The following is a 14,385-nucleotide window of genomic DNA, read 5'->3' on the forward strand; positions in this document are numbered from 1 at the left end:
CTTTTTTAAAGAGGAAATAATAATATTAAATGGTTTTTTCAGGATAAAAAGTATGAGTGTGCAGATGAGACTCATATCGGGCCGGGTAACATGATTTTATGTCAGGCCCGATATGAGTGACGGTTACGGATTATTTTCCAGCCAGCTGACAATAAAGTCGCGGATGGCAGTGATATTGTTGATATCCAGCTGCGGCACAGTGACATCCTGCCGTGGCTTATCTGACGCAAACGCAATAACAAATTCATCCAGCAGTGTCTGATACGGACGATCAGTCACATCGCGGAACAGGGCGATTTTCGGTACGGATTCCCCCTTGAACCCTTCCACCAGGATAAGATCCAGCTCCCGTGTATCAAAGCGGCCAGCCAGCTGCATCAGATCAGGCTCCGCGCCACCCGGGGTTTCTGTCATCAGTGCAAACCGCTCCTGACTGACCACCAGCGTCTGATAAGCACCAGCTTTACGCAGCTCGTAGCTGTCTTTCCCCGGGGTATCCACATCCATATCGTGATGCGTGTGCTTGACCAGACCGATGCGCAACCCGCTTTCCCGCAGTTGCGGGATCAGCTTTTTCAGCAGAGTGGTTTTGCCGGTGCCGCTGTAGGCAGTGACGGCCAGCAGCGGTACCGGGTGCGGCAGCCGGTGCTGTTTTTCCCATTCCCGGCACTCCGCGAGGGTATTGAGATTAATAAAATCACCGGGATTTGCATCAAATATGACGGCTTTTGCGCCGATGTTATCCATAAACAGCAGAAGTTTGCGATCGCCGCCGGTGAGGTATTCTGTCAGCGGCGTGATCAGCGAGCGGTGACACAGCGCAAAGGCCGGATGGGCCCGCTGGTGATCACAGGCATAAGCGCACAGGGAATCGCCTTTATGCTGCCAGAGTTTTTCTGCCAGATCTGCCGGGAACTGCGGCACATCACAGGGCACGAACAGCACCCAGTCGTGCAGGGCGTTTTCAAGACCGGCCAGCATCCCGGCAAGCGGGCCCGGAAAATCCGGTAATGTATCGGCGACCACCCGCAGACCGGTGGCGTGATAATCCCGCACATTACGGTTGGCATTGATAAAAACGTCATCTGTCTGCGGGGCGAGCCGTTTTACACTGTGCTGATAAAGCGGGATCCCGCCCAGTAATACCAGACCTTTGTCCTGTCCCTGCATCCGGGTGGCCCGGCCGCCGGCAAGAATACAGCCGCTGAGTTGCATCATCATTTTCAGTTTCTCTGACAATCTCTGATAAATATTCTGAACTTATCTTAACAAGGATTCCGGTATAGTGAGCGCGAATATCAATGCAATGGTCGTTATAATCACGGATAATACGCCGCAGTTATTACAGCCTGCCAATATTTACGCATCCTGACAGTCCTGTTCTTTCCGGAGAGGCGGATAATTGGTAATGTGTTACGATCTTGCTTATAAGGAATTTATTATGAAATGTCATCGTCTTAATGAGGTTATCGAACTTCTGCACCCTGTCTGGCAGCAACATTCTGATCTGAACCTGATGCAGATGTTACAGAAACTGGCTGACGAAGCCGGGTTTGAGGGTGAATTATCTGACCTGACCGATGATATTCTTATTTATCACCTGAAAATGCGCGGTTCTGAGGCAACAGACGCCATTCCGGGTCTGAAAAAAGATTACGAAGAAGATTTTAAAACCGCCCTGTTACGTGCACGCGGCATCATCAAAGAGTAATGCAGACGATTACCCCGCCGGTTTTCACTTTTCAGGATTTCCGGCCTGACCGCCTGATCGACAGCCTGAGCCGTTACGGTATCTGGCTTGATTCCGGTCTGACGGAACTGAACAGCTATGAAAACCGCGTATATCAGTTTACGGATGAAAACCGTACCCGCTATGTGGTGAAATTCTATCGTCCGGCACGCTGGGATGAGGCGCAGATCCGTGAGGAGCACGACCTGACCCTGACACTGGCTCAGGCCGGGCTGCCGGTCGCGGCACCGCTGGCCTTTGACGGCGACACGCTGCTGTCACAGGACGGTTATCTGTTCGCGCTGTTTCCGTCGATCGGCGGGCGGGCATATGAGACGGATAACCTTGATCAGCTGGAAAGTACCGGGCGGTTGCTCGGACGGCTGCATCAGATAAGCCGGGAGCGCTGTTTTGAGCACCGGCCGGCGATCGGACTGCAGGAATATCTGCTGACACCGCGTGAAATCCTCGCACAGTGTCCGCTGATCCCGCAGGCGCGTCGTGACAGCTTTATCGCGGCACTGGATACCCTGATCCGTGAGACATCTGCCCGCTGGCACGACGACTGGCATGCCATCCGTCTGCACGGGGATTGTCATCCGGGTAATATTTTATGGCGTGATGAACCGTGGCTGGTGGATTTCGATGATGCCCGCAACGGCCCGGCGGTGCAGGATTTGTGGATGCTGCTCAGCGGGGATACGGATTCGCGCCGTTATCAGATGGATATTCTGCTCGATGCCTATCAGGAGTTTTGTGACTTCGATACGCGGGAGCTGGCACTGATTGAACCGCTGCGCGCCATGCGCATGGTTCATTTTTTATCCTGGGTGGCACGCCGCTGGCAGGATCCCGCTTTTCCCCGGGCATTTCCGTGGATGGCGGAAGGTGATTTCTGGTCACAGCAGCAATCACTGATGACTGAACAGACAGCCGTACTGGCGGAGCCTCCGCTGACGCGCTTTCTGCCTTATTGATTTTCAGGAGAGATAAAGATGAAGAAACTTTGGTTAGCGCTGATTGGATTTGCGATGTCATTCAGTGTCTTTGCAAACCCGGTATCCGGAAAAGAGTACACCGAACTGAGCACCCCGGTAACAAATCAGCCTGACGTGGTGGAGTTTTTCTCCTTCTACTGTCCGCACTGCTACCAGTTTGAAGAAAACTTCAAAGTACCGGAATCCATCAGCAAAAATCTGCCGGAAGGGGCTAAACATGAACGTTATCATGTTGATTTCCTCGGCGGTCCGATGGGGCCTGAACTGACCAAAGCGTGGTCTGTGGCAATGGCGATGGGTGTTGAGGACAAAGTGACTCCGCTCCTGTTCGAAGGCATTCAGAAAACCGGCACAATTAAAACACCGGCCGATGTCCGTGAGGCCTTTATCAAAGCAGGTGTGACCGGCGAGGATTATGATTCCGCTGCTAACAGCATCTTTGTTAAATCCCTGATTGCCAAGCAGCAGAAAGCAGCTGCGGATTACAAATTACGCGGTGTACCGGCAGTCTTTGTCAAAGGTAAATACCAGATCAACAATGCCGGTCTGGAAGTCAAAGATGTGAATGAATACGGTAAAGCGTTCTCTGATACGGTCAATTATCTGCTCAAACAGAACTGATCACAGCATCTGTATCTCCGGGAAGCAATGGCGGTAACGCCATTGCTTTTTTACTATCCACATTAATCAAGTGATTACAACGGCAGATTATCTTGCGGTATTCGTTTATAACCTATTGATTTTTTTGAACGAGATTCAGGCATATCGCGCCGCAGACAGTGATTTACATAGGGTTCATAAATTTACCCACAAAGTTATCCACAGCTTGTTATTTTTTATTTCCCGGGCAAACCCGTCCTGTTCTGATGTGCGGGAAGATTAACGGCTGAGGCCGATAATAGTCGTCTGACGCCGCAGTCTGTGGCATGCTACCCGCAAGAATCCATTTAATACTGTGAAGGCAATTATGGCTCAGATTGCAGACAACCCTTTGATTTTAGTCGATGGTTCATCGTACCTCTATCGTGCTTACCACGCATTCCCTCCGCTGACTAACAGCGCCGGACAACCGACCGGTGCCATGTACGGCGTGCTGAATATGCTGCGCAGCCTGATAATGCAGTATGAACCCAGCCATGTTGCCGTGGTATTTGATGCCAAAGGTAAAACATTCCGTGATGAATTGTTTGAAGCCTATAAATCACACCGCCCGCCGATGCCGGATGATCTGCGTGAGCAGATAGCGCCGCTGCATGACATGGTCGTCGCGATGGGGATGCCGCTGTTATCTGTTTCCGGCGTGGAAGCGGATGATGTTATCGGGACACTGGCGAAACAGGCGGCGGCAGAAGGCCGTGCCGTGCTGATCAGCACCGGTGATAAAGATATGGCGCAGCTGGTGACCCCGGATATCACCCTGATCAATACCATGAACAATACTATTCTCGGGCCGGAAGAGGTGGAAACCAAATACGGTGTTCCGCCGTCACTGATTATTGATTATCTGGCACTGATGGGCGATTCCTCCGATAACATCCCGGGCGTGCCGGGCGTCGGCGAGAAAACCGCTCAGGCCTTATTGCAGGGGCTGGGCAGCCTGGATGATATCTATGCGGATCTGGATAAAATCGCCGGACTGAGCTTCCGTGGTGCTAAAACCCTCGCGCCGAAGATGGAAACCAACAAAGAGATGGCATATCTCTCTTACACCCTGGCGACCATCAAAACCGATGTGGAACTCGACCGCACCTGGGATTCCCTGGCACTGACGGAACCGGACTTAGATAAGCTGCATGCATTATTCACACAGTATGAATTTAAACGCTGGATAAGTGATCTGGAAAACGGCGGCTGGCTGGCGAAGAAAAGTACCCGCAGTGCGCCGTCAAAAGCAGCGGTAACTGCCGCAGTACAGACCCCGGCAACACCGGTGGGCACACCGGAAATCAGCAGCGAAAACTATGAAACCATTCTCGATGAAGAGGCGCTGAACCGCTGGGCACAAATCCTGCGTGAAGCAGGTGAGTTTGCGTTTGATACCGAAACCGACAGCCTGGATAATCTCTCCGCACGTCTGGTCGGGATGTCGTTTGCGGCGAAAGCAGGCCATGCGGCGTATGTGCCGATTGGTCATGATTATCTGGATGCGCCGGATCAGTTGTTAACTGAGCAGGTGCTGCGGGTGATGAAACCGATTCTGGAAGATGAAAAAATACGGAAAATCGGTCAGAACCTGAAGTTTGACCGCGGGATTATGGAAAATTACGGCGTGGAACTGCGCGGAATCGCCTTCGATACCATGCTGGAATCCTATGTGCTCAACAGTGTCGCCGGGCGTCATGATATGGACAGCCTGGCCGACCGTCATCTGAATTACAAAACCACCACCTTTGAAGATATCGCCGGGAAGGGCAAAAAACAGCTGACGTTTAATCAGATCCCGGTGGAAGAAGCCGCCAATTATGCGGCGGAAGATGCGGATATCACACTGCTGCTGCATCAGGCGCTGTATCCGCAGCTGGAAGCCGAAAAATCGCTGCTGCATGTCTATCAGGATATTGAAATGCCGCTGGTGCCGGTACTCTCCCGTATGGAGCGGACCGGGGTTCTGATCGATGCCAATGTGCTGGCTGCACAGTCAGCGGAGCTGACAGCCCGTCTGGATGAGCTGGAAAAACAGGCATTTGCGATTGCCGGAGAAGAGTTCAACCTCTCTTCACCGAAGCAGCTGCAAACCATTCTGTTTGAAAAACTGAATCTGCCGGTGGTGAAGAAAACCCCGGGTGGTGCACCGTCAACCAATGAGGAAGTGCTGGAAGAGCTGGCGGATAACCATGAACTGCCGCGCGTGATCCTCGAACACCGCAGCCTGTCCAAACTGAAAACTACCTATACCGATAAACTGCCGCTGATGGTGGATCCGAAAACCCGCCGTGTGCATACCTCGTATCACCAGGCAGTGACCGCGACCGGCCGTCTTTCTTCCCGTGACCCGAACCTGCAGAATATTCCGGTCAGAACCGATGAAGGCCGCCGTATCCGTCAGGCGTTTATTGCCCGTGACGGTTACTGCATTATGGCCGCGGACTATTCTCAGATTGAGCTGCGCATCATGGCGCATCTGTCACAGGACAAAGGGCTGCTGAAAGCCTTTGCCGAAGGTAAGGATATCCACCGTGCTACCGCCGCCGAAGTGTTTGGTGTGCCGCTGGACGAAGTGACAGCTGATCAGCGCCGCAGTGCGAAGGCGATCAACTTCGGCCTGATTTACGGCATGAGTGCATTTGGTCTTGCCCGTCAGCTGGGGATCCCGCGCGGCGAAGCGCAGCGCTATATGGATCTCTATTTTGAGCGCTATCCGGGTGTGCTGGAATATATGGCCCGCACCCGCGAACATGCGGCAGAAAAAGGCTATGTGGAAACACTGGAAGGCCGCCGTCTCTGGCTGCCGGAAATCAATTCCCGTAATGGTATGCGCCGCAAGGCCGCTGAGCGCGAGGCGATCAACGCCCCGATGCAGGGTACCGCAGCGGATATCATCAAAAAAGCGATGATTGCCGTGGATGACTGGCTGCAAAAAGAGAATATCGATGCACTGATGATTATGCAGGTGCACGATGAACTGGTGTTTGAAGTCAGAAAAGAACAACAGGCAGAGATGGCAGAGAAAATCCGCGGGCTGATGGAAGCGGCGATGAAGCTGGATGTACCGTTAAAAGTAGAAGCGGGGGTAGGCGCCAACTGGGACGAAGCCCACTAATTTACGCGTCATCTTTCAATCCGTGGCCGCGTTGGCCGCACTCAGAAATCCGGGTCACATACTGGTGTATGCTCCCCGGATTTCTTCCTTTGCCGCCTTGCCACAAATTGAAATCTATAGCGTAAAGGCATTGTGCCCCCGGTTCTTTCTGCTTGCTGCCTTGCTGCAAACCGAATGATTTAGCCTTAGCATCAGGTATCACTTTGCCCGCACTCAGAAATCCGGGTTACATACTGGTGTATGCTCCCCGGATTTCTTCCTCTGCCGCCTTGCCACAGATTGAAATCTATAGCGTAAAGGCATTGTGCTCCGGGGGATTTTCCTGTTATGCGTTTTCTTCCCGCATTTTCAGGGTTTTCTTCACTTTTTTCTCAATACGCTGGCGCTTCAGCGGAGAGAGATGGTCGATAAATAACTTACCGTTGAGATGGTCGATTTCATGCTGAAGGCAGCCCGCCTGTAACCCTTCCGCCTCAAGGGTATGCTCTGCACCGCTTATATCCTGATAACGGACAGTAACAGCGGAGTAGCGCTGAGTTTCTGTGTAGCTTTCCGGCAGGGACAGGCAGCCGTCCATCATCATCATTTCGCCATCGCACTGAATAAATTCCGGATTAATCAGCGCCATCGGCTGATCGCGGTTTTCAGAGATATCCACGATAATCACACGCTTACAGACACCCACCTGCGGCGCGGCAAGGCCGATGCCCCGCTCGGCATACATGGTTTCTGTCATATCTGTGACAAATGTTTTCAGTTCGTCATCAAAAACCGTGACGGGTTGGGCCGTTTCCCGCAGGCAGGGATCAGGAAAATGCCGTAATGTCAGTAATGCCATAGCTAACTCACTAATATAAATAAAAATTATGGGGAGACGTACTCCCGGATGCGCTCAGACTATCATAACAGTATGGTGTGAAAACGGCATCATTTGTGCTGTTTTGTTGCTATTTTGTGCGGACAGCCCCGGGCTGTCTATAGATCCAGATCGCATAAATATGTAATTAAAGTACATTTGGAAGGAATTTGACGGTTTTATGACAAGCTGAATCGTGCGCAATCTGAAAAAAAATTACAAAAAAGGTTTTTTTGTCGGTAAATTTGCGGTAAAGTTATTCGCGTAGGGTACAGAGGTAAGATGTTCTATCTTTCAGACCTTTTACTTCACGTAATCGGATTTAGCTGAATATTAGCTGCTCCGGTCAGATAATGTCTGACCGGAGCATTTTTTTTGCATAAAAAAACCCGCGGTACGCGGGCTTCTTCATGAGCGGATATTTCAGAGGATCACTCTGCGTCGCTTTCGCTGAACCAGGTGTCCAGTTTCAGACGTAACTTATCAATGCCGATTTTTTTCAGGGCAGAGAAATATTCCACCTGAATATCGCCGGTTTCACTCAGATCAGTCAGTGCATCACGCACCGCCATCAGCTGTTTTTTACGTGCGCCGCTGGCCAGTTTGTCGGCTTTGGTCAGCAGTGCCAGAACCGGTACCTGCATGGCCACGGCCCATTCAATCATCTGCATATCCAGGTCTTTGAGCGGATGGCGGATATCCATCAGCACCACCAGACCGCGCAGACAATCACGCTTTTGCAGATATTCACCCAGTGCTGCCTGCCATTTGCGTTTCATCGCTTCCGGAACTTCGGCGTAACCGTAGCCCGGCAGGTCAACCACACGGCAGCCCTCAGTGACTTCAAACAGGTTAATAAGCTGGGTGCGTCCCGGGGTTTTACTGGTCCGCGCCAGGCTTTTTTGTTGTGTCAGTGCATTCAGTGCACTCGATTTTCCGGCATTGGAGCGACCGGCAAACGCCACCTCGATCCCCGTATCTTCCGGTAAATGGCGGATATCCGGTGCGCTGATGACAAAATGGGTCGCTTGGTAGTTGTGCGTTTTAATGGTCAAAATCTGTTCTCCTCAGGTCGAAACCGGGATGATTATAGCCTAATGCCTGTTGTTTAAGAACTGCGGCAGACAGATTACTGTGTCTGTTTATTCTCAGAGCGGAAAAAAGTAATAACAATAACCGGGCTGTGTGTGATAACCGATATAATCCGGAGAAAACAAAGTCTTCCCGGTGAAAAAAACACGGATATTTACGCGCAAAAAGATAAAAAACGGCACGGTTTATTATCGGTTATACAGGCAGGTGTTATTTTTTTATTTGGCATAAGTTGAGTTTTTCATCAAAAAATAAAATTTACACATAAAAATCAATATGATATTTATATTTACGCGTTAAATGCAATAAAAGTATCAGCAGAATGAACGGTTCCGTCGTATTTTGATAAATTACGGGCTATGCGCAGAATATCATCAGTACAAATACGTGAAATATTCTTATATTAATTAGCAGCCCCGGCGGCGAAGGTAAATTAAAGTAAATCGGTGGCGCTCAGCGCCATTGCCCATTAAAATCGATAAGATCAGTATCAGCTTATTTTGTTGAAAGGAATTGGGAATGTTAAAACGTGTTTTAGTTACATTTGTGGCAGCCTGTACCCTCAGTGCAACGTCGCTGGCGTTTGCGGCGGAGCAGACGCATGTTAAATTTACCACCACCGCAGGCGATTTTGAAATTGCGCTGGATAATGAAAAAGCGCCGAAAACCGTGGAAAATTTTAAACAGTATGTCACCGATAAATTCTATGACGATACAACATTCCACCGTGTCATCCCGGGCTTTATGGTGCAGGGCGGCGGCTTTACGGCGGATATGAACCAGAAACAGACCCGCCCGCCGGTAAAAAATGAAGCGGATAATGGTCTGCGTAACCTGCGCGGCACCATTGCGATGGCGCGTACCGCAGATAAAGACAGTGCAACCAGCCAGTTCTTTATTAACGTAGCGGATAATGCATTCCTCGACCACGGTCAGCGCGATTTCGGCTATGCTGTGTTTGGTAAAGTCGTGAACGGCATGGAAGTTGTCGATAAAATCTCAAAAGTGAAAACGGAAAACATCGGTCCGTACCAGAACGTGCCATCGACACCGATCAAAATTATTTCTGCAACTATCGTAAAATAAACCGTATTTTCGTGCAGACTAAGGGGAATATTTCCGGATATTCCCCGTAAGCATGTCAAACTCCCTGATAGTCTGAATAAGACGATATCTGCCTCTGCGGCACCATGCTGCATTCGGGCTATTTTCTCTGTCCGGCTGTGGTATTATAGCCCGCTTCATGAAACTGTCTGTGCAATCCCCGGGGTTGCAGGGTATTGTCAACGTGTGCCTGATACAGCAGTTTGAAAATAAAAAAGATAAATATATCAGTCGGATATAGATAATCATGCTATTAATTATCGATAATTATGACTCATTTACTTATAACCTGTATCAATACTTCTGTGAGTTAGGTGCAGATGTACAGGTTAAACGAAATGATGCCGTCAGCCTCAGTGATATTGAGCAATTATCGCCATCTCACCTGGTGATCTCACCGGGTCCCTGCACGCCGTCAGAAGCCGGTATTTCGCTGGATGCAGTCAGCCATTTCGCTGGTGAAATCCCGATCCTCGGGGTGTGTCTCGGGCATCAGGCTATCGGCCAGGCATTCGGCGCGCAGGTGGTGAAGGCGCGTAAAGTGATGCACGGCAAAACCACAGCAATCCATCATAATCAGCAGGGTGTGTTTAAAGGGCTGAACCGTCCGCTGACCGTCACCCGCTATCACTCGCTGGTGATTGCCCCGGAAACATTGCCTGCCTCGTTTGAGGTCACCGCATGGAGTCTGCATGACGGCAATGTGGATGAAATCATGGGGATCCGCCATAAAACCCTGCCGATTGAAGGTGTGCAGTTCCATCCGGAAAGTATTCTCAGTGAACAGGGGCACGAACTCCTGAATAATTTCCTGAAATACTAATCAGTTATCGCTTATTTTATCCCCGGTTCTGTTTTTTTATTTGTTTTGATTTGATTTTTTATTCATATTTGGTGATTATATTTTCACTTGTGGATGGATCAGGTAAGGAACGATGACAAAACAGAATGCGGTTACGCGCGGCACTTATGATGAAGTGATGCTGCCAATTTATGCACCGGCTGATTTTATTCCTGTCAGAGGTCAGGGAAGCCGGGTGTGGGATCAGAACGGCACTGAATATGTTGATTTCGCCGGTGGTATTGCCGTACTGGCGCTGGGTCATTGTCATCCGGCACTGGTCGCGGCCCTGAAAGCCCAGAGTGAATCGCTCTGGCATGTCAGCAATATTTTTACTAATGAACCGGCGCTGACACTGGCGCAGAAGCTGATAAAACATACGTTTGCGGAACGGGTTTTCTTTGCCAACTCTGGTGCGGAAGCAAATGAAGCCGCATTCAAACTGGCGCGTCATTATGCACTGACCCGTCATCATCCTTATAAAACCAAAATTATCGCTTTCCATCACGGTTTCCACGGCCGGACACTCTTTACCGTTTCTGTCGGCGGCCAGCCGAAATATGCCGATGGTTTCGGGCCGAAACCGGCTGATATCATTCATGTGCCTTTTAATGACCTTGATGCTGTTAAAGCAGTGATGGACGATCACACCTGTGCCGTGGTGCTGGAACCTGTCCAGGGCGAGGGCGGGATCACGCCGGCCACACCGGCCTTTATGCAGGGCCTGCGTGAATTGTGTGATAAACATCAGGCGCTGCTGGTATTTGATGAAGTGCAGAGCGGGATGGGGCGCAGCGGTAAACTGTTTGCCTATATGGATTACGGCATTGAGCCGGATATTCTGACCACGGCCAAAGCGCTGGGCGGCGGTTTCCCGATCAGTGCCATGCTGACAAAACAGGATATTGCACAGGTGATGGTACCCGGTACGCACGGTACAACCTACGGCGGCAACCCGCTGGCCTGTGCGGTCGGTAATGCGGCCTTTGATCTGATCAACGACCCGGCATTGCTGGCGGGAGTGAATGAGCGCCACCAGTGGTTTGCGGATGCACTGCAATCCCTGAACAGTACATTTGGTGCATTTGCGGAGATCCGCGGAAAAGGGCTGCTGATTGGTGCCGAACTGGCGGGTATTTACCGCGATCAGTCAAAAACCCTGCTGGGACTGGCAGCCAAAAATGGTCTGATGCTGCTTAACGCAGGTACCAATGTTCTGCGTTTCACGCCATCACTGATTATTGAAAAAGCCGATGTGGATGAAGGAATGAAACGGCTGGCGAAAACCCTGAATGATTTCCGGGAAATGCAGTAAATCCATCACGGTGACATGTTTAACTAACTGATTTATATATATTACTATACTTACTGTGATAGGTTTGCCGGACGTTTATCTACTCTCAGTAAAGCAATGGCAATTCGGTTTTCAGGCAGATTTGAAGAATTTCTTCATGGCAGTTTTTATGTTCATCTCTATCAAGGGCTGGGGGGAAAGGGTATGTACTCAAAACGCGACATTTCTGAGATAAAAAAAATGAGTATCAAAGAGCGTAAAATAGCAGCAATGCGTCAGTTGAAAGCCTCTTTTGATCAAGCTGGCCGTGAAGGAAAGCTGCGGGTTCGCAGAGCTGATATTTTTCAGTAATAACGATGATTCAGAAACAAAAAAACAGGCGCGGATGCGCCTGTTTTGGTGATAAGGGCGGTCCGGATTAACGGGTGCCGTATACCACAATGGTTTTACCGTGTGCGGAGATCAGGTTCTGATCTTCCAGCATCTTCAGAATACGGCCGACGGTTTCGCGGGAACATCCCACAATCTGGCCGATTTCCTGACGGGTAATTTTGATTTGCATGCCGTCCGGATGAGTCATTGCATCCGGCTGTTTTGCCAGGTTCAGTAATGTCTGGGCGATGCGGCCTGTCACATCAAGGAATGCAAGGTTTCCGACCTTTTCTGATGTGGTTTGCAGGCGGCTTGCCATCTGCGCGGAAAGGCGCATAAGGATATCCGGGTTAACCTGGATAAGCTGGCGGAACTTTTTGTACGAGATTTCTGCAACTTCGCAGGCGCTTTTTGCCCGTACCCACGCTGTACGTTCCTGTCCTTCCTCAAATAATCCGAGTTCACCGATGAAATCACCCTGGTTGAGATAGGATAAAATCATCTCTTTGCCTTCTTCATCTTTGATCAGCACCGCAACAGAACCTTTTACAATATAGTAGAGTGTTTCTGCCTTTTCGCCCTGATGAATAAGCGTGCTTTTGGATGGATATTTGTGGATATGGCAGTGAGACAAAAACCATTCAAGCGTGGGGTCTGTTTGTGGCTTGCCGAGAACCATTCGCGTTATCCTCTGTTGTTAGTTATTGCAAACCGTTGTTTACGCTCTGCAATTATATAAAGTCTTAGCTTATCATATTAACTTGCTGAATTTCCGGCAAGTTAGTTTACTAAAATAGTATAATAATCCTCACGGAAAGATATTGATCTTAGCCATAGATAAATCCTTGCCGTGTTTTTAGCACAGGAAAACTGTCCTGTCTTCCACTGTCTCGCTTCAGCATAATAAACTATGAGAGAGATTGCCAGCCCGTGAATGAAAGGGTAGTCTGTCGTGAATTATATTGATGATGAGGGTATAAAAATGGAAGCGCGTGTAAAGTGGGTTGAGAACATGACTTTCTTAGGGGAATCCGCGTCAGGACACCAGATTACAATGGACGGTAATGCCGGTGAAAAAGCCCCGAACCCGATGGAGATGGTACTGATGGCAACCGGCGGCTGCAGCGCTATTGATGTTGTCTCTATTTTGCAAAAAGGCCGTAATCAAGTCATTGATTGTGATGTAAAACTCACCGCTGAACGTCGTGAAACCGCGCCACGTTTATTCACTCATATTAATCTGCATTTTATTGTGACCGGCCGTGACCTGACTGAAAACGTTGTCGGGCGTGCCGTGCAATTATCCGCTGAGAAATATTGCTCTGTTTCATTAATGTTAGGCGAAAGTGTTAACATTACGCATAGTTTTGAAGTAAAGAATATTGAATGATTTTTTTAAATATTATTTTTATTTTTGAACGTAAACCGGGTAATACATTATTACCCGGTTTTTTTATCGCTTGTTTATTTGTTTTCCCTGCAATAATTGCTCTGCCAGCGGTGCCATTATTAATTCCATCGCCAGCCCTAATTTTCCGCCGGGGACGACGATGGTATTTGAGGCGGAAATAAAGGAGCCCTGAAGCATGGATAACAAATAGGGGAAATCGATTTTTTTCAGGCCGCGGAAGCGGATCACGGTAAAGCTCTCATCCTGTGACGGGATCGATTTGGCCGAGAACGGGTTTGAGGTATCCACCGTCGGCACCCGCTGGAAGTTAATGTGGGTGCGGGAAAACTGCGGGGTGATATAGCGGATGTAATCATCCATCGAACGCACGACAGAATCCATTACCGCCTCCCGTGAATGGCCGCGATCATTGGTGTCACGGACTAACTTCTGTATCCACTCCAGATTGACTATCGGTACCACGCCGACCAGCAGATCCACATGTCCGGCAATATCATGTTCCGGCGTGACCACGCCGCCGTGTAATCCCTCATAGAAAAGCACATCTGTCCCGGCAGGAAGTGCCTCGCGGGGGGTGAAGGTGCCGGGCAACTGATTATAGGGCACGGCTTCATCATAGGTATGCAGGTATTTGCGGCGCTCGCCGCTGCCGTTTTCGCTGTACTGGCGGAATGTGCTTTCGAGCAGGCCAAAATCGTTGGCTTCGGGCCCGAAATAGCTGATGTGGCGGCCCTGCTCGCGGGCCTTGCGGATGGCGGCATCCATTTCCGGCCGCGTGTAACGGTGGAAACTGTCACCTTCAATAATGGCCGGAACCGCATCCAGCTGCTGGAAAATCTTACGGAAAGCCTGACTGGTGGTAGTGGTACCGGCTCCGCTGGAGCCGGTAACGGCGATAATCGGGTGGGTCCGTGACATGCGGCGTTTC

The 14,385-nt window shown here is 50.0% G+C and carries 14 protein-coding genes and 1 pseudogene; 9 read left to right on the forward strand and 6 right to left on the reverse strand.

All coding sequences use genetic code 11. The features are described 5' to 3' along the window. Positions 1 to 123: 123 nt before the first annotated feature. Both mobB and mobA read right to left on the reverse strand, forming a co-directional pair. Positions 124 to 642, reverse strand: a complete 519-nt coding sequence (mobB, locus tag ACSBQN_RS18175; RefSeq protein WP_227989222.1) for a molybdopterin-guanine dinucleotide biosynthesis protein MobB — start codon at positions 640 to 642, stop codon at positions 124 to 126. A 36-nt stretch (positions 643 to 678) separates the two neighbouring features. Continuing rightward, positions 679 to 1,221: pseudogene (gene mobA / locus ACSBQN_RS18180) on the reverse strand (molybdenum cofactor guanylyltransferase MobA); the annotation flags it as partial. 220 nt (positions 1,222 to 1,441) lie between these two features. Between mobA and ACSBQN_RS18185 the strand changes: the two are divergent. The 4 genes from ACSBQN_RS18185 to polA all read left to right on the forward strand — a co-directional run bounded on the left by ACSBQN_RS18185 (position 1,442) and on the right by polA (position 6,487). Next, complete coding sequence (locus ACSBQN_RS18185; protein ID WP_004240741.1) at positions 1,442 to 1,711, forward strand: YihD family protein; 270 nt, start codon at positions 1,442 to 1,444, stop codon at positions 1,709 to 1,711. A gap of 8 nt (positions 1,712 to 1,719) precedes the next feature. After that, complete coding sequence (locus tag ACSBQN_RS18190) at positions 1,720 to 2,706, forward strand: serine/threonine protein kinase (RefSeq protein WP_434991795.1); 987 nt, start codon at positions 1,720 to 1,722, stop codon at positions 2,704 to 2,706. A gap of 18 nt (positions 2,707 to 2,724) precedes the next feature. Continuing rightward, on the forward strand, positions 2,725 to 3,348 hold the full coding sequence (gene dsbA / locus ACSBQN_RS18195; RefSeq protein ID WP_214177450.1) for a thiol:disulfide interchange protein DsbA: 624 nt from the start codon (positions 2,725 to 2,727) through the stop codon (positions 3,346 to 3,348). Positions 3,349 to 3,694: 346 nt separating this feature from the next. Further along, positions 3,695 to 6,487, forward strand: coding sequence for a DNA polymerase I (gene polA / locus ACSBQN_RS18200; protein WP_036409065.1), 2,793 nt, complete (start codon positions 3,695 to 3,697; stop codon positions 6,485 to 6,487). 325 nt (positions 6,488 to 6,812) lie between these two features. On the opposite strand, the gene def is transcribed toward polA, so the two are convergent. Further along, a complete protein-coding gene (gene def / locus ACSBQN_RS18205) occupies positions 6,813 to 7,325 on the reverse strand; it encodes a peptide deformylase (RefSeq protein WP_024473601.1) in 513 nt (170 codons plus the stop codon). Between the two features lie 449 nt (positions 7,326 to 7,774). Then, positions 7,775 to 8,398: a ribosome biogenesis GTP-binding protein YihA/YsxC gene (gene yihA / locus ACSBQN_RS18210; protein WP_004236522.1), complete on the reverse strand. Its 624-nt coding sequence runs from the start codon at positions 8,396 to 8,398 to the stop codon at positions 7,775 to 7,777. Positions 8,399 to 8,954: 556 nt separating this feature from the next. On the opposite strand from yihA, the gene ppiA reads away from it, so the two are divergent. The 4 genes from ppiA (at position 8,955) to ACSBQN_RS18230 (ending at position 12,025) form a co-directional block, all read left to right on the forward strand. Next, positions 8,955 to 9,521, forward strand: a complete 567-nt coding sequence (gene ppiA / locus ACSBQN_RS18215; RefSeq protein ID WP_024473600.1) for a peptidylprolyl isomerase A — start codon at positions 8,955 to 8,957, stop codon at positions 9,519 to 9,521. 265 nt (positions 9,522 to 9,786) lie between these two features. Further along, positions 9,787 to 10,362 (forward strand): aminodeoxychorismate synthase component II, encoded by a 576-nt coding sequence (locus tag ACSBQN_RS18220; protein WP_004236520.1) that lies wholly within the window; start codon positions 9,787 to 9,789, stop codon positions 10,360 to 10,362. A 112-nt stretch (positions 10,363 to 10,474) separates the two neighbouring features. Further along, positions 10,475 to 11,695: a bifunctional acetylornithine/succinyldiaminopimelate transaminase gene (gene argD / locus ACSBQN_RS18225; RefSeq protein WP_024473599.1), complete on the forward strand. Its 1,221-nt coding sequence runs from the start codon at positions 10,475 to 10,477 to the stop codon at positions 11,693 to 11,695. Positions 11,696 to 11,791: 96 nt separating this feature from the next. After that, positions 11,792 to 12,025, forward strand: coding sequence for a hypothetical protein (locus ACSBQN_RS18230; RefSeq protein WP_214177456.1), 234 nt, complete (start codon positions 11,792 to 11,794; stop codon positions 12,023 to 12,025). A 67-nt stretch (positions 12,026 to 12,092) separates the two neighbouring features. Here ACSBQN_RS18230 and crp read toward each other — a convergent pair whose 3' ends face one another. Further along, positions 12,093 to 12,725, reverse strand: a complete 633-nt coding sequence (crp, locus tag ACSBQN_RS18235; protein WP_004240730.1) for a cAMP-activated global transcriptional regulator CRP — start codon at positions 12,723 to 12,725, stop codon at positions 12,093 to 12,095. Between the two features lie 303 nt (positions 12,726 to 13,028). On the opposite strand from crp, the gene ACSBQN_RS18240 reads away from it, so the two are divergent. Continuing rightward, positions 13,029 to 13,436, forward strand: coding sequence for an OsmC family protein (locus ACSBQN_RS18240; protein WP_015422409.1), 408 nt, complete (start codon positions 13,029 to 13,031; stop codon positions 13,434 to 13,436). Positions 13,437 to 13,499: 63 nt separating this feature from the next. On the opposite strand, the gene ACSBQN_RS18245 is transcribed toward ACSBQN_RS18240, so the two are convergent. After that, positions 13,500 to 14,375, reverse strand: coding sequence for a phosphoribulokinase (locus tag ACSBQN_RS18245; RefSeq protein ID WP_004240728.1), 876 nt, complete (start codon positions 14,373 to 14,375; stop codon positions 13,500 to 13,502). Between the last annotated feature and the right edge of the window lie 10 nt (positions 14,376 to 14,385).

The sequence above is a fragment of the Morganella sp. B601 genome (genome assembly GCF_051172335.1).
Lineage (GTDB): Bacteria > Pseudomonadota > Gammaproteobacteria > Enterobacterales > Enterobacteriaceae > Morganella > Morganella morganii.